Below are 19217 nucleotides of genomic sequence, written 5' to 3' on the forward strand. Positions count from 1 at the left end.
ATTTCCACAGCACAACAAACCATCCTATGGAGGGAATCGAACACATGCTTACTACTTCATGGAAGAAACCGCTCCTTACAGCTTCAATGGCAACAATGCTTGCATTTGGATCACTCCTCGTGCCGGCGGCAGACGTCTTCGCAGCGCAGATCGGTACCGCAACTGTACAGTCTGGCGTCAACATGCGCACCAGCCCATCCACTTCAGGCAGCATCATTCGGATGGTGAAGAAGGGTGAAAACCTGGTCGTACTGGAGAAGACAAATTCGTATTGGTACAAAGTACAAGACAGCAGTGGACAAATCGGTTATGTATCGACGTCCAGTCAATATTTGAACGTTACGCTTTCCAGCAGCAGCAACGGCAGTACGTCCACATCCACGGGAACGAATGCTACGATTGTGAAATCGGTCAACTTCCGTACGGGTGCTTCGACTAGCGCGTCCTCAATGGGTTATTTGTCTGCGAATGAGAAGGTGACGATCATCAGCGTACCTAATTCCTACTGGTATCAGATCGTTGACTCGAAAGGCCGCACAGGCTACGTAAGTTCGCAATCGCAATACATAACGGTAACGGGCTCGCTTCCAAGCAGCGGCGGCAGCAGTACTTCGACAGGCAGTTCGTCCTCCAGCGGCAGCACGTCCAGTGGCTCGTCGAGCGGCTCAACAACCGAGACGGATGCATCGCGTGCAGCACTGATCGAGAAGGTTATTGCAACGGGTATGAAATATTTGGGCACGCCATATGAATACGGCTCTGATCGGAATACGACAACGACGTTCGACTGCTCCGACCTGTTCCGTCAGATGTACCTTGAAGGCATCGGCCTGAAGCTGCCTGCGGACTCCCGCGGCCAAGGTGAATATGTGAAGAGCAAAGGCAATGCCGTCTATGACTGGCATCAGCTGAAGCGAGGCGATATCCTTGTATTCATGGATTACAAGGGGTCCAAGGCTTCCGACTACGCAGGTATCGATAAGTCCACGCAGCGTATCTCGCACGATGCGATTTACCTGGGCGACGGTAAGATTCTCCACACGTATTCGAAAGAGTCTGGCGGCGTGAAAATCACCAGCATCGAAGGCACGCATTGGGAGTATCGCTTTATTTACGGTGGCAGCGTCATCTAATGCAGCAATGGAATGTGGAGACAACAGCTTAACACTAGACAGCGAGGAGACATACGCTAACGGACCACAGTGTCCTTATTTGCTCGAAATCAGGCTTGTTCTGAATCTAACGGACTCGAGAGTCTCTATTTGAGCAAAAATACGGCCTTGGTGCTGTGCGGCGCATGAATAAGGTCTGTGGCGTCCGTTAAAAGAGAGCATCACCAGTTTCGAACTTATAGTGTCGCTGGTGTCCGTTAGAATGTCACATATAGCTAGAGAAGGGGGAAGCATAAAAGCATTCCCCCTCTCTAGATATTGTCCTTGCTTCTATTGATTAATCCATATCCGCAGCATCCACTTCACGGGACGACTCTTTCCGATATTCGGAAGGAGTCGTTTTGTGCTGTTTGCGGAACACTTTAATGAAATAACTGACATGCTCGAAGCCGACCTCGAGGGCGATGTCGGAGATTTTACGGTCGGTGTCGCGCAGCAGCTCGGCTGCACGGCGAACACGGTAGCTGTTCAAGTAATCGATTGGTGTTTTGTGCGTCATGGACTTGAAGAAGCGGATGAACTGGCCCTCGCTCATCGGAACGAGATCGGCAAGCTCCCGAATGCGGAGCGGACGGTCGTAGTGCTGCTGCATATGGACGATAATCGTCTTCAGCCGATCGATCTTAACGACCTCGGCAGCATTGATCGCGGACCGTTTGTGCCACTGACCCGCACCAGCGATTTCGGAGAAAATAAGCAGCAGTCGTCCCTTGATCGAAGCTTCGAAACCAAGCGCTTGTCGATCGTACGCTTCCATTAATGCATGCAAATGGCCGAGCACCGCCTGTCCCCAAGCGGTGTCCGGTTTGATGTGCCGTGGAAACGTGCGGCGCTTCTCCTGCAAAGGTGCGATGAAGCCGGCTTGAACAGCGTCGTAGCTGGCGCCCGCAAGCCACTCGACATCGAACACAATCGCGCAGAAGGTGCAGGGCGAGCCGTTGTGCGAGTGTCCGGCATGCATGTCGCCTCCATCGATGAAGACGGCTTCTCCTGCTCGCACAACGAGGTATTCGGTATCGATCTGAAACTGGACTTCACCCTCTAATACGCAGAAAAATTCTGCTTCCTGATGCCAATGGGTGTCCAATATCGGCTCCCCGGCTTCCCGCTCAATCAAGTAGGCAGCCATAGGGAGCATCGCATCGCCGTGAAGGCGATCCTCACGTAATGTATTCTTCGCGTAGAGATCCATTGATGGCATTCAGCCTTTCTGTCATGGATGAATAGGGAAGATCAGAATCGTGCTATAGTCACGCATAATTATGATAGTTAGCCTGAATGGAAGTCAGTATAATACTACTATATACGTTATTACATGCAATTCCTATCCCACAATGCATCGAAAGGATGAATCCTAACCATGAAATTCCATGACGGGAACTGGCTTGTACGTGAAGGCTTTAACCTGAAAGCAGCTACGCAAGCGCACGAAGTAGAGCGCAACGGCGACGAGCTGACGGCTTATGTATCTCCAATTCCGATTATGTCCCGCGGTAATATGCTCGATACGCTGCAGCTGACGGTGAAATTCCACTCGCCAGCACCAGGCGTAATCGGCGTTAAGCTGATCCACTATGCAGGCGTTATTGAGCGCGGACCGAAATTCGAGCTGACGCCGCAATCGGCTGGCCACGTGACGATTACGGAAACAGAAGAAGAAACGATTCTGACGAGCGGCAACCTGAGCGCACACATTCGCAAAGGCCAAGAGTGGAGCGTAGCGTTCTACCGCGGCGGCGAGCGTCTGACGGGCAGCGGCCCTCGTTCGATGGCATATATTACGGAAGGCAAGGAACGCAGATGGCTGCGCGACGAGCTGGATCTCGGCGTAGGCGAGTTCATCTACGGCCTCGGCGAGCGCTTCACGGCTTTCGTTAAGAACGGACAAGTTGTTGACCTCTGGAACCAAGACGGCGGCACGAGCTCCGAGCAGACGTACAAGAACATTCCGTTCTACGTTTCCAACAAAGGCTACGGCGTATTCGTCAACCAACCAGAGCTCGTATCCTTCGAGGTCGGTTCGGAGAAAGTGAAGAAAGTACAATTCAGCGTTGAAGGCGAATCGCTCGAATACTTCGTCATCGACGGTCCTTCGATCAAGGACGTACTGAACAAATATACGGATCTGACGGGCAAGCCGGCACTGCCGCCAGCATGGTCGTTCGGTCTGTGGCTGACGACGTCGTTCACGACGAACTACGACGAAGCAACGGTTAACTCGTTCGTAGAGGGCATGGCGGAGCGCGATCTTCCGCTGCACGTCTTCCACTTCGACTGCTTCTGGATGAAGGAATACCACTGGACGGACTTCAAATGGGATGAGCGTACGTTCCCAGACCCAGTCGGCATGCTGAAACGTCTGCACGAGAAAGGTCTGAAGATCTGCGTATGGATCAACCCTTACATCGCACAGCGTTCGCGTCTGTTCGAAGAAGGCAAAGCAAACGGCTACCTCGTGAAACGTCCGAACGGCGACGTGTGGCAGTGGGATTTGTGGCAGCCAGGCATGGCGCTCGTTGACTTCACGAACCCAGCAGCATGCGAATGGTATGCAAGCTACCTGCGCGACCTCGTGGACATGGGCGTAGACAGCTTCAAAACAGACTTCGGCGAGCGTATCCCGACGGATGTTGTGTACCATGACGGCTCCGACCCTTACAAAATGCACAACTTCTACACGCAGCTGTACAACCAAGTTGTATTCAACGTGCTGGAAGAGAAGCTTGGCAAAGGCGAAGCAGCATTGTTCGCACGTTCGGCTACGGCTGGCGGTCAGAAGTTCCCTGTACACTGGGGCGGCGACTGCTACGCTGACTACGAGTCGATGGCAGAGAGCCTCCGCGGCGGCCTGTCGCTCGGCCTGTCCGGCTTCGGCTTCTGGAGCCATGACATCGGCGGCTTCGAGAACACGGCACCAACGCATGTATTCAAACGCTGGCTGCAATTCGGCTTGCTTTCGAGCCACAGCCGCCTGCACGGTTCGAAGTCGTACCGGGTACCTTGGGCTTACGATCAAGAAGCAGTTGACGTTACGCGCTTCTTCACGAAGCTTAAGAGCCGCCTGATGCCTTACCTGTTCGACACAGCCGGACAAGCGACTGAGCTCGGTCTGCCATCGCAGCGTGCAATGGTCATCGAATTCCAGAACGATCCGACGACGGAATTCCTCGACCGCCAATACATGCTCGGCGACAACCTGCTTGTTGCACCAATCTTCTCGGAGAGCGGCGACGTGCAATACTACCTGCCACAAGGCGGTACGTGGACGCATGTGCTGAGCGGCGAGACGAGACAACCAGGCTGGTACAAAGAAAACTACGGTTTCGACAGCCTGCCATTGTTCGCGCGTCCAAACTCGATTATCGCATTTGGTGCGAACGAGCAGCGTCCGGACTATGACTACTCGAACGGTGTAGACTTCAACGTCTACGCGCTGGAAGATGGCCGTACGGCTACAGCAACGGTTCGCGACATCAAAGGTGCAGTTGAAACGACGGTTGCCATCGCTCGCGAAGGCAAATCGATCACTGTTTCCCTGCAAGGCAGCGGCAAAGCGTTCAGCGTAACGCTGAACAGCACGGGCGAGATTGCATCGGCAAACGGCGCATCCGCAACGGTTGACGGCAACTCCGTCCTCGTCCCTGCGGGCGAGAACAACGTCACAGTAACGATTACGCTGGCTTAATCAAGCCTCGTGCTCGAATGAAGTAATAGAAGCCTCCAATTTCACGGTAAGTGAGTTGGGGGCTTTTTGGCGAGCAATGGGACAGTCGACGGCTGCTCGCCGTACCGGACGTGGTCACGCGATCCATATGGCGACGAACTTAACCTATGTGTTCGGTTCTTACGCTCGCGGCGGAGATCTCGTACAAGGCGTCTCCTCGGGCAGCGGTGTGGACGTACCGATACTGCTGCTGATCGGCGTCGCGTCGATACCGGCAATCTATGTGTGTTGGCTCATTCTGAAGCGTATGGACCGGACGATGGCGCATGCAAGGCAGAAGCAGGGAGATGAACCATCGAGAAGGAACGAGGCCGGAGGAAGTATGGATGGGCTGAATGGGAGCCGGCAGGATGCTGCGGGAGGGAAGTGGCGGTTGGATGCGGGGTGGAGCTGGCTTGTACCAGTCACGCTTGCTGTCATCGTCTTCATCGTGAAGGCGATAGCCGGGTAGCTTGCGGTAATCGAGTAAATTGGTGCACGACTAAATTGCCACAACGGACGAACCGTTAGTATTTTGACAGCTTTCGGATAGGTAGTGTGCGGATGAGGAGTCGTTGTAGGTTTAAGCAAGGAACCTTTGTTTAATAAGTCTCGTCTACGTATGTGAGACTCATTGAAAGGGTGGGGTGGATGAATTACGCGATTATCGGCTGCACGTTTATCCTGTCGGCATTCGTATCGATTCGGGTCATGAGGAGTACCCGCAATCAGTGGCTAGGCATGGCGGCAGCACTTGGAATGAACTCGATTATCCTCGTCACGGCGGCATGGCTGCTGCTGCGAACGGATGAACAGGTACGGCTGTTTGGGATTGACCATGCGAACCGATTTACGCTGATCCTCGCGCTGCCCTTCATCACGTGGGTGCATTTGATGATGCTCTCGTTCGTCCGAAAGCGTATGGCTTGGCGTCAGAGCTGAGCCGAGCCGAGCCGAGGCACTGTATTGCATTGACATAAAAAAATATGGAGGCGGCTGTTTAACATACAGCTGCTTTTTTGTTATACTATATATGATAATGATAACCATTCTCATATAATGAGGTGACAAATAGATGCCTGTGAGCAACCAAGTTCCTATTACCCACGATGAAGCTATGAGTCGTTCGATTCATCCTATGTCTTCTTCGGAGGAAAGCAATGCCTCCAATTATTCGCTAATGTCCAATCGGACATTTGATGCTGCTAGGATAGAGCTGCCGCTTGAGGAGCTGACCGTTCGGCTGTGGTCGGTTGAGCTGTTCTCATCAGGAGACAGCGAATGGCTGCAGCAGCAGCAATTGAATTCGACCTATGCGCTCGTCGTGCTGCTCAATGGGGAGGGAGAGCTCGTACGGAATGCACGGACGTGTCGGATGGCTGCAGATACCGCATATTGGTGCATGCCGGAGACGACATTCCGAATTGTGCCTGCAGCTGGAGGGCAGCTATCTGCTGCCGTCATTCGTTTCGGTCTCTATCGTCCATTGGACGATGCGCTGGATACCTATGACCCCGATGCCATTCGCTCATCGAATAGCACGATGGCTGTAAGTCAGTTAGCACTGGTTCCTGTAACGACCGATCGATTGCCATTCACCTGCTGCGAGGATGTCTTCATAGAGCCGGCGGGGCAGCTTGCCGAACGATGCCGCTCGATCTACCGCAGCAGCCGGCACGAGGATGGGCTGCTGCGCTGGCGTGCACAGAGCGAGCTCTACGAGCTGCTGTACGAGATGTTGTCTGCCGTGCGGAGCCGGACTCGAGGCAGTTCCCTTCACGCGCTGGAGCGGGTGAAGGAATGGATGGCGGAGCATTACCGGGAGGACTTATCGATTGAACGGCTGGCGGGGATCGCGGAGCTGAGCCCGAATTATTTTGCCGACCTGTTCAAGAAGACGTACGGGATAAGTGCACTGGATATGCTGCTCGAAATACGAATGGCGAAGGCGAAGCAGTTGATGCTCCGCTCCGACCGCAAGCTGCGCGACATTGCGCATGAGGTGGGCTATGAGGACGAGTTTTATTTCAGCCGCAAGTTCAAGAAGGTGTATCAGCTATCGCCATCGCATTACCTCAAGCAGCGCATTCGACGGATTGCAGCGTATGGCTGCACCGCCTCGATTGGTTATCTGACGCCGCTTCATGTTGTGCCGCACGCCGCGCCGCTTCATCCCAAATGGTCGGGCAATTACTACCAGCAGATGTGTGCAGATATCCCGTATCACTTGGATGCTTATCGCAACACGAGTGTGTCGGATGAGAATTACGTACTGCTTGCTGAGGCGAAGCCAGAGCTGATCGTCTGCACGCCTAACGTCAATGCTTCGGAGAAGCAGCGGCTCGATCATATTGCATCTACGCTCGTATTGCCGGAGGAAGGGCCGTTCAGCTGGAAGGCGGGGCTGCGAGAAGTAGCGGCAGCGCTTGGTGAACAGGCGGAGGCGGAGCGCTGGATTGCGAACTATGAACGAAGAACGTCGATGCTGAACAAGCAGGTCGCGGAGGCGCTGAACGGTGAATCCGTGCTTGTCGTGCGGATGTTCGGAGAAGGGTTGTTCAGCTACACGAATCAAGGAATCGAGGATGTGCTGTACAACGAGATGGGCGTAGCACGTCCTCGTGCATTCCCTACGGCAGCCTCTCTTGGAGAGCGATTAACGCCGGAACAGCTGGATGAGGTAGGGGCGGACCATATTCTGCTGCTCATCTGCCAAGAGTCGGAGACGCTCTCGTATTGGCACCGATTGCGTCAATCGGCGGAGTGGAAGCTGCTTGAGTCGGTTCGCGAGGGGCGGTTGAAGCTGATTCCGTCCAACCCATGGCGCGAATATTCACCTGCGGGAGTGGAGCGGCTGCGTGAGGAGATCGTAACGATCTTTCGCTAGCATTCATTGATTATTAGAAATGTCCATCATCATTCTGGATTTTGTCCATGGAGCGGGAAACCGCGTCCTTTTATAATCGATATTGATAATCGTTATCAATTATTAAGTTTGAATTTCGAAGGGAGCCTTACGAAAGAGATGAGAAATTTTCGTTTATTTGCAGGCCTGCTGCTTGTAATGGCCGTTCTGCTGGCAGCATGCGGTGAGAAGGAAGAGACGAGCACAACGGGCACGGAAACGAAGTCCGAGACGACGACGGAGACAACAGCAGCACAGACAGATACAAGCGAGACGAAGACGGATACGGCAGCAGCGGCTACGAAGGTCGTCAAATATTTGGATCAAGAATACACAGTTCCTGCTACGGCTGAGCGTATCGTCATCACGGGCGCACTCGAAGCGATGGAGGACTCGATTCTGATGGACATCCATCCAATTGGTGCGATTTCGGTCGGCGGACAGTTCCCGGAGATGTTCAGCGCCATTACGGATAAAGCGGAATCGATCGGCGAGAAGATGGAACCAAATATGGAGAAAATCTTGCAGCTGAAGCCGGACGTCATTCTCGCATCGAGTAAATTCGACCCTGCAGTTATCGAGCAGCTGAGCAAGATCACAACGACGATTCCTTACTCGCACATTGCAACGAACTGGGAGAGCAATTTGAACCTGCTTGGCGAGTTGACGGGCAAGACGGATGAAGCAGCGAAGCAAATCGCTGACTATAAGAGCAAGCTGGAGACGGTGAAGAGCTCGCTGGGCGACAAGCTGAAGGATAAGAATGCCGTAATGGTTCGTATCCGTGCCGGTGAGATGTACATCTACGGTCCAAGTCTCTACTACAATCAAGCACTCTATGAGGATCTCGGCTTGACGGTCCCTGCGGAGATTCAAGCAGCGAAGTCACAGGCGGCGCTTCCGATTGAGCAGCTGGCTGAGATGAATCCGGACCTTCTGTTCATCCAGTTCTCGCCGGATGAGAATAAGGACAACCCGCAAGCGCTCGAGGATCTGAAAAATAATGCGATTTTCAAAAGCCTCGACGCTGTGAAAAACGGTCAATTATATGAAAATATCGTCAACCCGCTCGCCCAAGGCGGTACGGCATACAGCAAAGTCGAATTCCTCAACGCTTTCGAGAGCAAGCTGAGCCAATAACGCCCATGCGAGTCAAATACGCGCTGCCGACCGCCATTCTATTGATGGCGCCGGCAGCTGTTGTGCTTCTCATCCTGCTGTCGGTGCTGTACGGGGCGAAATCGATTGATGCGCACACGGTATGGAACGCGATCGTCCACTTCGATAAGGAGAGCGTTGATCATCAGATCATTCGGACATCGCGGATTCCACGGGTCGTGGGTGCGCTGCTGATTGGCTGTTTTCTCGCGGTATCGGGTGCATTGATGCAGGGCATGACGCGCAACTATCTCGCCTCTCCTTCGATAATGGGCGTATCGGACGGATCGGTATTTGCAGTTACACTTGCGATGGTATTCCTGCCATCGAACCATAACTTGAGCATGATCGGATTCTCGCTGCTAGGCTCGGCCTTCGGCGCCTTTGTCGTTTTTGGGCTGGCATGGCTCATTCCGCGTGGTATGACGCCAGTGAAGCTGGCTATTCTAGGCACGATTATTGGCATGTTCCTTAATGGGGTGGCGGATGCAGTCGCAACCTATTATCAGATATCTCAAAGCATCAGCTTTTGGTATAACGCACGGCTCTATCAGATGGACCCGGCGATGATTAAGCTGGCGCTGCCATTCGCCATTGTTGGACTGACGCTGGCCATGTGCTTGTCCCGCTCGATCACGGTGCTGTCGCTTGGCGATGAGATGTCGGCTGGTCTCGGTCAGCGGACGGGGTTGGTGAAGGCAGGCGCCATGCTCGCGGTCGTGCTGCTGACGGGCGCCTCAGTTGCGCTAGCTGGCAAAATCGCCTTCGTTGGCCTCATCATTCCGCACATCGCCCGCTATTTAGTCGGTCAGGATTATCGGTGGGTCATTCCGGTATCCGGCGTGCTGGGCGGTATATTCCTAGCGTTCTGCGATGTATTGTCCCGTTTCGTCAATTACCCATTCGAGACGCCGATTGGCGTCGTGACGGCCTTGTTCGGCGTCCCGTTCTTCCTCTATCTCATCTGGAGACGCGGAGGAGGTGAAGCACGTGGCTAGCCGTTCGTTCTATTCCTTCTGGTCGGTCATGGTCGTATGTGCGCTTGTCATTGCAACGGCAGTTTATCTGAGCGTAACGAACGGCGTGTTCGATATTTCGCTATTGGATGTCGTGAAGACGCTGCTTCGCATTAACCCGGTGCCGGACTATGACTTGGTTATTTTTGAATTCCGGTTGCCGCGCATCGTGCTAGGGCTGCTTGTCGGGTATGCACTCGGCGTGGCAGGCGCAGTTGTACAAGGCGTGACGCGCAATGGCCTCGCCGATCCCGGTATTCTCGGCATTAACGCGGGAGCGGGGATGATGGTCGTATTGTTCATGTTTCTGCTGCGCGGGCAGCTCGATATGCAAGGGACGTTGTCCGTCATGGCGATGCCGATGTTTGGTCTAGTCGGCGGATTGGCGGCCGCAGGACTCATTCTGATTCTGGCTAGACGCGGGGGCAAAATCGATCCGCAGCGGCTCGTGCTCGTCGGCATTGCGATGTCGCTTGGCTTCGGCGCGGCTACGTTATATTTTTCACTCAAAATGAATCCGCAAGACTTCGAGATGGCTGTCGTCTGGCTGTCGGGCTCGATCTACAGTGCGAACTGGCGTTTTGTGCTTGCTGTGCTGCCTTGGATCATTCTTATTCCACCGCTTCTATGGACGCGGGCGAGCAAGCTGGATTTGCTTCAACTGGAGGATACAAGCGCGATCAGCGTCGGACTGGCGGTTGAGCGTGAGCGGCTGCTGCTTCTAATCGGGAGCGTTGCGCTGGTTGCAGCCAGCGTGTCGGTATCCGGCAGTATCGGCTTCGTCGGGCTGATCGCACCGCATATGGCTAGAAGATTAGTTGGGCTGTCGCATCGGTATATTTTGCCCGTCAGCGGGGTTGTCGGAATGGCGATGGTCGTCGTTGGCGACCTGATCGGGAAGACGGTCTTTGCACCCGCACAGCTGGCGGTCGGTATTGTGATCTCGGTCATCGGGGTGCCGTACTTTGTTTATTTGCTCATACGGGCTAGAGCTTAGTGCAGTGAGGATATCTTGGAAGGGCATGTTGCGGGAAAAGAAAATCAAGAGAGGATGGTGCGCGCAATGGGGCGTTATCAATCGCTTATGCAAGGCGGGAGGAAGCTGCTTGTCTATGTGCCGCATAGCTATACGGAAGGGGAGCGTCGCTATCCAGTCGCTTATGTGCAGGACGGAGGCGAGCTGTTCGAGCAGTGCATCAATTACATCGACATGTTGAACCGGGAAGGAAAGCTGCCGGAGGTCGTTCTCGTCGGCGTCGCCACTTCCAACCGTAATCTGGAATATACGCCGTGGGAGGCGCAGCCGCTGCTGTCGGGCAAGCCGGGATTTGGCGGCGGTGGGCGAGCTTATGTAGATGAGCTTGCTGACGTCATCAAGCCTTATGTGGATGGGCTCTATCGGACGAAGCCCGAGGCGGAGCATACAGCGATCATCGGCGGATCGTTGGGCGGCCTCATCTCATTGCTCGCAGGAATGTGGCGGTCGGAGACGTTTGGTCGCGTTGGCATGCTGTCTGCCTCGATGTGGTTCGAAGGGATGCTTGATTACATCGCACAAGCGGATGCGCCTGCGGAAGCCTCACGTTTCTACATGTCGGTGGGCAGCCAGGAGGGCATCTATAAGGATGGCATTCAGAGGCATATGGTCATTAATACGATCAAGACGCACCGAATGCTCGCGGAGAAAGGCGTTGGGGCAGATCGGCTGAAGCTGGATATTGATCCAAGCGGTACGCATGATGATCTGTTCATGACAGGACGGTTCGCCCATGCGCTCAGATGGCTGCTCGGTGAGGAACAGTCGGCATCCGATAAGGGAGACCGTCTTCAGGCTGCGGCTTCAACGTTGTCTCGCTATTCCGTCCCGGGAACGGAGACGTTCACGATGCGCTCGCGTTACAATGGCGCGGGTTATCGCATCATGGTGTCCATACCGGTGAAGCCTGCTCCCGCGGAAGGTTATCCTGTGTTGTATGCACTGGATGGCAATGCGTACTTCGGTTCGATGGCGGAAGCGATGCGCATGCAGTCGCGCCATCCGCTGGGTCTCGCGCCCGGAATCATAGTCGGGATCGGCTATGATTCGGAAGCAGAGGAGCCATTCGTGGCGGACCGGCGGTTTTATGATTACACAACGCAGTCTACACCGAACTTTGCAAGGCCGGACGGGACGCCTTGGCCTACAACGGGCGGTGCGGAGTTCTTCCTTGCTTTTATTGAAGAAGAGCTGAAGCCGGAGATTGAACGTCGGTATCCGATTGACCGCAGCAGACAAGGCTTGTTCGGGCACTCGCTTGGCGGCTATTTCACGTTGTATGCGCTCATGCATCGCCCGGGTACGTTCCGAACGTATGTCGCGGGAAGCCCGTCGATCTGGTGGAACGAGCAGGAGTTGCTGATTCGCTTGCCGGCTTTCATCTCGCAGCTGGTGAAATATCCGATTGAGGCGGACGTACTGATCGGCATCGGTGGAGATGAGAAGCCCTCGATGCTCGACGATGCTCGTTCCTTGTATACGCAGCTTCGGCCGTTTGATGGCTACGGCTTAAGGGCATCGTATGCGTGCTGGGAAGATGAAGGCCATGTGTCCGTCATCTATCCACTCATCAGCCGCATGTACCGGATGCTATTTTCGAAAGGGAGGGAAACGTTATGCATTTAGCACAGCTGCTGCGTGAGCGGCGTTCGGTTCATCGATTCGAGCCTCGCGAGGTGCCGATCGATCTTGTAATGGAGCTGATGGATACGGCCGTTTGGGTGCCGAACTATCATATGACGCAGCCTTGGCGGTTCATTATTAGCTATGGCGAAGGGAAGCATCGGATGGCCGAGGTCGTTCGTCAGCTGAAGGAGTCTAATGAGCCAGATGTGTCGAAGAAGAAGGACGTAGGGCAGAAGTTCTACGATAAAATCATGGCGATTCCGATGATCATTACGGTCATCATGAAGGAGGACCCGAACATCATCGTTCGGGAAGAGGACTTCGCTTCGACGAGCTGCATCATTCATAACTTCAGCCTGCTGGCCTGGGAGCAGGGCATCGGGATCAACTGGGAGACGTACCCGTGGCTGCTGAAGGAGACGTTCCGCACCGCGATGGGCATCCAACCCGGAGAGAAAGTCATCGGCAACCTTCACGTCGGCTACCCGGCGATGGTGCCGAAGGCACAGCCGCGCGTTCCGGCGGCGGAGCGGATTACGATTGTGAGTGAGGCGTAGTGGGCGAGGTGCAGTGGAGGCAGTGAGGTGAGGTGCGGGGCCGGTCGTTCGTGGCTAGCTGCGTCGCTGGTGCTGTATGTAACTTCTGGATAGATGCAATAAGAGCGGCTCAACCGCACTTATTGGCGTTGCAGACCTCTTACGGAGGATTTAAGTGTGGTAAAACCGCGCCTAATGCTCTGACAATGCCTCGATTAGGGGCTGCGGCGCGGATTAAGAGTTGTTTTACTACACTTATTGTTCGAGAAAGGGGGGAGTTTGTGAAATAAGAGCGGTTTTGCAGCGCTTATTGGGATGGGATATTCGGCGTCTTTGCGGATGTTGGTACGTGGCAGTTCACTTCTTTTTCCAATTATGCTATCATACATGTAAAGAAGCCGAGTGCGGGAACACTCGGCCTAACAATTGGCTTGGATGGGTTTGTCCCTTCTGAAGTCAGCTAGGAAAACGAACCCACCTTTGGCGGTCAACCTTGGGGTGGGTTTTTACTTTCTCTTGTTGTTCGAATTAATGTATGTTAAAAGTGCAAGGATAAACGATCCAAATAAAAACATGATCGTTAGCGCATCCTTAACCTCCATGGCCTCACCTCCTTTCGAAGGGAAACCACGCCCACCCAAGATTCAATTGTCCTTCCTATTGTACCATAAAATTCCAGTATCGCGAAGAACGAATGTTCGTGATGAGTTTATTCTGACTTCTTAATCACTGTAGAGTTAACGATGTAATCACCTAGTCTATTCCCAGTAATCACTAAAATAATTGCTTCAATTGGCCAAATTAGTATTGTAATATTGCGTACAAATAATTTGAACCTATTAGGTACTTTATTTATATTAGCTTTGTCTATGATTGAAATTCCCACTAATCGTTTCCCAATGCTTCTGCCTTGAACTATATCTTTAAAAAAGTAAAGGATCAGAATTAGTCCAATGAAGAGGTAAAACAATTCAAATGGTTTATTCATATTATTATCGGTTGGTGAAAAGAAAGAATCCCAAATTAGTATAAGGAATATAATACCGCTGAATATGCTGAAAATGATATGATCTATCAAAAATGCAGCAATCCTTTGTGATCTATACATTTCACAAGACCCTCCTTTGTATCTACGCACTTCACACTTACCCCATCACCAACTCAAACACATTCTCCATAATCAAGAACGTCTGCTCATACGTCAGGTTGCCTTTCGGCGTGAATTGGTTGCTGCCAGTGCCGTTCATCAGCTTGAGGCCTACGGCTTGGTAGACGCTGCTGCGTGCCCAGGAGGCGATACGGCTGTCGTCTGCGAAGACGGCTGAGCTGGTAGGGATGGACTGTGATACCGACGAACCTGCGGTTAGAGCAGCTTTAATCTCAAGCGCTTTGTCATAGACCTTGAGCAAAAGGGTAGCAGCTTGCTCCCGTGTAATAGGCGCATTCGGCGAAAACGTCGTTGACGAGGTACCTTGAATGATGCCGTTTTGCGCTGCCCAAATAACCGAGTAGTTGTAGACATCCGTGAACGGAGAATCGTCCAAGTTCACATTGTTCGCAAGGCTGCTGCCTTGAATGTTCTCGAGCATTTGGACAGCGAGATCAGTGAAGCTGGATCTAGTAATCGGCTGCTGATAGGAATGGTCGTTATATAATCCGATAAGTCCATTGCCTTTCGCCTTCGTATAACCATCCAATGCCCAGGAGCTGACACGCTCGGTGCTCTTGCCGACTGCGACGTATAATTCGGATTGATTGCCGAGGTAGTCGTCGATTGAAATATAGGCTTCCCCTTCGCCAACCCCAGTTACGCGTCCTTGTGAATCGATAGTTACGACGCTTGGATCGCTGCTTACGAACACGTTGCCGCTCGTTTGTGCGCCTTCATTCATTCGCAGCTTAACGGTTTCTCCTTTATTCAAGTGGATCGCATTCTGCGCGGTCGCCAGATCAGGGAGCAGGTTGAAGAAGTTCGTCTGGAAGCTAACGGTATCCGCTTGGCCGCTCGTACGGTAGATCCCGGATATCGTGACATTGAAAGTATCCTCCGGCAGAATGGTACCAAGATTGTCTGGGCGGAAAATAACGGCAAAAGGAATCCCGCGGCCACTCGTCTCCACATTGAAGAATCGTCCGGATTTATCGCGGTCAGCGGAAGTGAAGGTCCATTGCTTGCCATCGCGCGCTCTCGTCAGCTGAACTTGGATTTCGCTCGTTCGTTCATTATCGAATCGCTTCGGATTGAGAGATACCGACCAAGCGTCGTATGGAGCGAATACTTCGGATGGGAAATATCCAGCCGATGGCCACGCGACATAATCGTAGCTTACATCGCTTTCGCTTCTGTCCATGTTAAAAGCATACATGCTTGCGTAAGGAGCATTCCAATTGGCGTCGTGGGAAAAGACCATTCCGAACATCGTCTTCGTCATCGAAGGATTCAAAACCCATCGACGGTGTCCGACCCGTTCAATGTTGGAGGAATCACTGTCCGACATGTAACCGAGCACATTATCATAGAAGGTTGGGCTGCCCATGTATAGGTTGCTGGAGCTCGTGCCCTCCGAACCAAGCTCGAACATCGATTGCTCCATGTTAGCGGGCTGCGTCGGATAGTGAGACAATTGATTATTGATGGCATTCACAAGTGCAGCAGTTTGCTGCTGCTGTTGGAGCGACCAGTCAGGCGTGAGATCGTCAGGCAATCCGGCCAAATAACGAACGAAGTTAGCGGCGTTAATACCATCCTCGATATATTTGGACTTGAGGGTGCCTGCGGCATATGGAGGTTTGAGACTAGGAGCGACCTCATAGATCTGATCCTCTGACATATAGCTGGTACCAGGTTCAAGCGGTCGGTATTGCATCCATCGATCGACAATATCCTGCTTCGTCCGGTTTGCCGTCGCTTGCTGCACGTCGATGGTAGTTGCTGCTTGAGCGTAGGGCGTTGACGCAGTTGCCCATGTCAATGAAGTGGCGAGAAGCGCCAGCGAGAGGAGCAGCTTCCATGGAGCTAGTAATGAGCGTTTATTCAATTGAGATACATCCTTTCGATATCGATTAGAAGTAGAAACTAGGCATGCGCTATTGCAGAGGACATGACTCAAAAAAGATTCGACATGATTTGTCATTTTCCTCCAAATAAACATAGAGCAGGGGGAGAGAAGGTCGTTTACTTGCAGGAGAACCATGCCACAATGAGCACAAAAAAAGCCGACACCCAATCGGGTATCGGCTTCATTCGGTTTTAATGGAAGTACGAGCCTGACGCTACTCACGTTGGCGACGGGCGACGCCGGAGCGTCTTGCCGCGTCGATAACGCGGCGGCGAACCTCTTCAACGACGCGTGTATTGAACACGCTCGGGATAATGTACATCCGGCTGAGCTCATTCTCCGTAATGACGGAAGCGATCGCTTCTGCCGCCGCTAGCTTCATTTCTTCATTAATAGTAGAAGCACGGCAGTCGAGCGCTCCGCGGAAAATCCCCGGGAAGCACAGCACGTTATTGATCTGATTCGGGTAATCTGAACGTCCAGTCGCGAAGACGCTCACGATATCTTCAACCTTCTCCGGACGAATCTCAGGCTCGGGGTTCGCCATCGCGAACACGACGGGTTCTGGCGCCATCGAGAGTACATGCTCGCGGGTCAGAATGCCGCCAGCCGAAACGCCGATGAACACGTCTGCTCCGGCGACCGCTTCAGTCAAACCACCGGATATCCGATGCGGGTTCGTATGCTCGGCATACCACTGCCACGTTGGATTATCGTACGTATGGTCTGCAGTTAGAATACCGCTGCGGTCCACACCGATAATGTTTGTCGCGCCGCCTGCTAGCAGCATTTTCGTACAGGCGGTGCCTGCCGCACCTATTCCGCATACTACGATGCGAGATGCCGCAAGCGTGCGGCCCGACAGCTTCAGCGCGTTGAGCAGTCCGGCGTACAGGACGACGGCTGTCCCATGCTGATCATCATGGAAGACCGGTATATCAAGCTCATCCCGCAGCCGCTGCTCGATCTCGAAGCAGCGTGGGGCAGAGATGTCTTCAAGGTTGATGCCGCCGAAGGCAGGCGCAATATTACGGACAGCGGTAATAATGGCTTCGGTATCTTGCGTATCCAGACAGATCGGGAACGCATCGACGTCTGCGAACTGCTTGAACAGCATTGCTTTGCCCTCCATAACCGGCATGGCTGCATAAGGGCCGATGTTGCCAAGTCCAAGCACGGCGCTGCCATCGGAAACGACCGCAACGGTATTACGCTTTATGGTCAACGTGAACGCCTTAGAAGGGTCCGCATGGATCGCCTGGCAGACGCGGGCAACCTCAGGCGTGTACACCCTCGACAGATCGTCACGGTTCTGAATTGGCGTCTTTGGTTGAATCGTAATTTTGCCCCCGAGATGCAGCAGGAAGGTGCGGTCCGAAATATTGACGAGACGGATGCCGGGCACAGCGGACAGCGTCGAACTGATGCGGTCGATGCTGGACGTTTCGGCTACCTTGACCGTTAAGTCGCGAACCGTCTTATCCCGTCCCGTCTGAATGACGTCGATGGCGATGATGTCGCCTCCCGCTGTTTCGAGCGCAGCTGCCGCCGCACCAAACCCTACCGTACGTGTATCGATCTCAAGGCGAATAATGATTGTTTTGCCGTCTAAACTTTTACCTTCCATCCGTACCCCTCCCGTTCCTATGGGCTAACTATACCCCGCAGCAATCGGAAATATTCCATTCGGAACGAATTCGGATATCGACATCCATCTATGCACAAAAAAACAGCCGTCACTGCATAAATCGCAGGACGGCGTCTGTACATTCCTTTGGATCGTATTGTTCGTTGCGTTTGCGAAGCAGTGCTTGTCTGAACTCTGCAAATGCCTCACGTTCTTGAATGCGCTTGAACCACTTGTCGATCGTTTCGCGGGTGTTCAGCATTTCGGCAAAACCATTTTGCACAAAATACCCGCTGTTCTCCTCTTCCTGTCCAGGAATCGGTTTGTAGAACAACATTGGAAGCCCCTTGCTGAGCCCCTCCGTACATGTCATGCCGCCAGGCTTCGTCACAAGCAGGTCAGCTACATCCATCAGCTTGCTTACCTCGCGGGTAAAACCAAGAATGTGGACGTTCGGATGAACGAAACGTTCCTCCTGCAGCAGCTTTTCCTTCATTTTCTCATTGCTGCCTACGCATATAATGAGCTGCACGCGATCGCGCCATTCGGTCATATAATCAAGCAATTGGTCGTCGTCGTCCATCAGCCCCCAGCCGCCGCCCATGACAAGAACCGTCGGCATGTCGCGCAAGCCGAACTGCTTCAGCACCTCGTCACGTTCGCTCGTCTGCCAGAAGCTTGGATGGACGGGAATGCCGGTTACCTCGATCCGATCACCGTCTACGCCGCGCTCTATCAGCTTGCGCTTCACCTTCGGCGTAGAGACGAGGTAGTGATTGACCTCCTGACTGATCCATGTGCCGTGCGCATCATAATCTGTAATGACGGTGCAGAGCTGCACATCCTCTTCGCCGAGCCGTTTCAATCGGGAGACGACTGCATTCGGGACAGGGTGTGTACAAATAATCAGGTCAGGCTTGAGTTGATCAATAACTTGCGACGTATGCGTATAAAATACACGGTGCAGAGCAAGCTGGGTAAACCGATTGAGCGATTTATGATAATTGCTTCTATACATCATGCCGACCAGCTTCGGCTGTTTACTAACAGTCTTCCTGTATGCCGATACAATTAGTGGACCAACGACTGGGTTGAGAAACTTGCCCAGTTCAATGACGCGCGTCTGAATATCCGGCGACGAAAGACGGAGGCCGACTGCGAGCGCGTAGGCGGCTTGAGTATGTCCTGAACCGAACCCTTCGGAGAGCAGAAGCACTCTTTTCTTACGCATGGACTCACCCACTTTTCTAACCGCATCATTAATAAGGCCGCAAACGTGCGCGGCGATAGTCATATTACCATATTACGATGCTTTTGCACGTAAACACAAGATCACAATTGAAGCTTGCATTCGAAGTGTACGTTAATTTAATCTAAAC

Annotated in this window: 16 protein-coding genes; 10 read left to right on the forward strand and 6 right to left on the reverse strand. The window is 53.1% G+C overall.

Features of this window, described 5'->3' with window-relative positions; translation table 11 throughout:
• Positions 1-44 precede the first annotated feature (44 nt).
• Positions 45-1133 carry a C40 family peptidase gene (locus tag DFQ01_RS21935; RefSeq protein ID WP_110046061.1) on the forward strand — a complete coding sequence of 363 codons (1089 nt, stop codon included), beginning with the start codon at positions 45-47 and terminating at the stop codon, positions 1131-1133.
• Positions 1134-1449: 316 nt separating this feature from the next.
• Here DFQ01_RS21935 and DFQ01_RS21940 read toward each other — a convergent pair whose 3' ends face one another.
• On the reverse strand, positions 1450-2373 hold the full coding sequence (locus DFQ01_RS21940) for an AraC family transcriptional regulator (protein WP_342770009.1): 924 nt from the start codon (positions 2371-2373) through the stop codon (positions 1450-1452).
• A 159-nt stretch (positions 2374-2532) separates the two neighbouring features.
• Between DFQ01_RS21940 and yicI the strand changes: the two genes are divergently transcribed.
• From yicI to DFQ01_RS21985, 9 genes are all read left to right on the forward strand, one after another.
• The gene (gene yicI, locus DFQ01_RS21945; protein WP_110046063.1) at positions 2533-4857 is read left to right on the forward strand and encodes an alpha-xylosidase; all 2325 of its coding nucleotides are present in this window, start codon (positions 2533-2535) and stop codon (positions 4855-4857) included.
• A gap of 76 nt (positions 4858-4933) precedes the next feature.
• On the forward strand, positions 4934-5347 hold the full coding sequence (locus tag DFQ01_RS21950) for a hypothetical protein (protein ID WP_110046064.1): 414 nt from the start codon (positions 4934-4936) through the stop codon (positions 5345-5347).
• A gap of 179 nt (positions 5348-5526) precedes the next feature.
• A complete protein-coding gene (locus DFQ01_RS21955) occupies positions 5527-5817 on the forward strand; it encodes a hypothetical protein (protein ID WP_110046065.1) in 291 nt (96 codons plus the stop codon).
• Positions 5818-5950: 133 nt separating this feature from the next.
• Positions 5951-7762: a helix-turn-helix domain-containing protein gene (locus DFQ01_RS21960; RefSeq protein ID WP_110046066.1), complete on the forward strand. Its 1812-nt coding sequence runs from the start codon at positions 5951-5953 to the stop codon at positions 7760-7762.
• 138 nt (positions 7763-7900) lie between these two features.
• On the forward strand, positions 7901-8920 hold the full coding sequence (locus tag DFQ01_RS21965) for an ABC transporter substrate-binding protein (RefSeq protein WP_110046067.1): 1020 nt from the start codon (positions 7901-7903) through the stop codon (positions 8918-8920).
• Between the two features lie 5 nt (positions 8921-8925).
• Complete coding sequence (locus tag DFQ01_RS21970) at positions 8926-9936, forward strand: FecCD family ABC transporter permease (RefSeq protein WP_110046068.1); 1011 nt, start codon at positions 8926-8928, stop codon at positions 9934-9936.
• A complete protein-coding gene (locus DFQ01_RS21975; RefSeq protein WP_425452429.1) occupies positions 9929-10951 on the forward strand; it encodes a FecCD family ABC transporter permease in 1023 nt (340 codons plus the stop codon). Before DFQ01_RS21970 ends, DFQ01_RS21975 begins: the two co-directional genes overlap by 8 nt.
• Before the next feature lie 66 nt (positions 10952-11017).
• Positions 11018-12616, forward strand: a complete 1599-nt coding sequence (locus tag DFQ01_RS21980; RefSeq protein ID WP_110046069.1) for an alpha/beta hydrolase — start codon at positions 11018-11020, stop codon at positions 12614-12616.
• Positions 12607-13173, forward strand: a complete 567-nt coding sequence (locus tag DFQ01_RS21985) for a nitroreductase family protein (protein WP_110046070.1) — start codon at positions 12607-12609, stop codon at positions 13171-13173. The genes DFQ01_RS21980 and DFQ01_RS21985 overlap by 10 nt, the downstream gene beginning before the upstream one ends.
• Before the next feature lie 485 nt (positions 13174-13658).
• Here the strand turns inward: DFQ01_RS21985 and comI are convergent, their stop codons facing one another.
• The 5 genes from comI to DFQ01_RS22005 all read right to left on the reverse strand — a co-directional run bounded on the left by comI (position 13659) and on the right by DFQ01_RS22005 (position 19069).
• On the reverse strand, positions 13659-13754 hold the full coding sequence (gene comI, locus DFQ01_RS31410) for a competence inhibitor ComI (RefSeq protein ID WP_219930283.1): 96 nt from the start codon (positions 13752-13754) through the stop codon (positions 13659-13661).
• A 107-nt stretch (positions 13755-13861) separates the two neighbouring features.
• Positions 13862-14260 carry an RDD family protein gene (locus tag DFQ01_RS21990; protein WP_110046071.1) on the reverse strand — a complete coding sequence of 133 codons (399 nt, stop codon included), beginning with the start codon at positions 14258-14260 and terminating at the stop codon, positions 13862-13864.
• Between the two features lie 37 nt (positions 14261-14297).
• On the reverse strand, positions 14298-16190 hold the full coding sequence (locus DFQ01_RS21995; RefSeq protein WP_245946823.1) for an S-layer homology domain-containing protein: 1893 nt from the start codon (positions 16188-16190) through the stop codon (positions 14298-14300).
• A 235-nt stretch (positions 16191-16425) separates the two neighbouring features.
• The gene (locus DFQ01_RS22000) at positions 16426-17838 is read right to left on the reverse strand and encodes an NAD-dependent malic enzyme (protein WP_110046073.1); all 1413 of its coding nucleotides are present in this window, start codon (positions 17836-17838) and stop codon (positions 16426-16428) included.
• A 109-nt stretch (positions 17839-17947) separates the two neighbouring features.
• Positions 17948-19069 (reverse strand): MGDG synthase family glycosyltransferase, encoded by a 1122-nt coding sequence (locus DFQ01_RS22005; protein WP_110046074.1) that lies wholly within the window; start codon positions 19067-19069, stop codon positions 17948-17950.
• Positions 19070-19217 lie beyond the last annotated feature (148 nt).

This window comes from Paenibacillus cellulosilyticus (assembly GCF_003182255.1).
Lineage (GTDB): Bacteria > Bacillota > Bacilli > Paenibacillales > Paenibacillaceae > Paenibacillus_T > Paenibacillus_T cellulosilyticus.

Coding starts and splice junctions, on each gene's coding strand:
- DFQ01_RS22005 (WP_110046074.1), bottom strand. CDS start 19,069: ATGCGTAAGAAAAGAGTGCTTCTGCTCTCCGAAGGGTTCGGTTCAGGA.
- DFQ01_RS21960 (WP_110046066.1), top strand. CDS start 5,951: ATGCCTGTGAGCAACCAAGTTCCTATTACCCACGATGAAGCTATGAGT.
- comI (WP_219930283.1), bottom strand. CDS start 13,754: ATGGAGGTTAAGGATGCGCTAACGATCATGTTTTTATTTGGATCGTTT.
- DFQ01_RS21950 (WP_110046064.1), top strand. CDS start 4,934: ATGGGACAGTCGACGGCTGCTCGCCGTACCGGACGTGGTCACGCGATC.
- DFQ01_RS21985 (WP_110046070.1), top strand. CDS start 12,607: ATGCATTTAGCACAGCTGCTGCGTGAGCGGCGTTCGGTTCATCGATTC.
- DFQ01_RS21980 (WP_110046069.1), top strand. CDS start 11,018: ATGGGGCGTTATCAATCGCTTATGCAAGGCGGGAGGAAGCTGCTTGTC.
- DFQ01_RS21990 (WP_110046071.1), bottom strand. CDS start 14,260: ATGTATAGATCACAAAGGATTGCTGCATTTTTGATAGATCATATCATT.
- DFQ01_RS21955 (WP_110046065.1), top strand. CDS start 5,527: ATGAATTACGCGATTATCGGCTGCACGTTTATCCTGTCGGCATTCGTA.
- DFQ01_RS21935 (WP_110046061.1), top strand. CDS start 45: ATGCTTACTACTTCATGGAAGAAACCGCTCCTTACAGCTTCAATGGCA.
- DFQ01_RS21940 (WP_342770009.1), bottom strand. CDS start 2,373: ATGCCATCAATGGATCTCTACGCGAAGAATACATTACGTGAGGATCGC.
- yicI (WP_110046063.1), top strand. CDS start 2,533: ATGAAATTCCATGACGGGAACTGGCTTGTACGTGAAGGCTTTAACCTG.
- DFQ01_RS21970 (WP_110046068.1), top strand. CDS start 8,926: ATGCGAGTCAAATACGCGCTGCCGACCGCCATTCTATTGATGGCGCCG.
- DFQ01_RS21965 (WP_110046067.1), top strand. CDS start 7,901: ATGAGAAATTTTCGTTTATTTGCAGGCCTGCTGCTTGTAATGGCCGTT.
- DFQ01_RS22000 (WP_110046073.1), bottom strand. CDS start 17,838: ATGGAAGGTAAAAGTTTAGACGGCAAAACAATCATTATTCGCCTTGAG.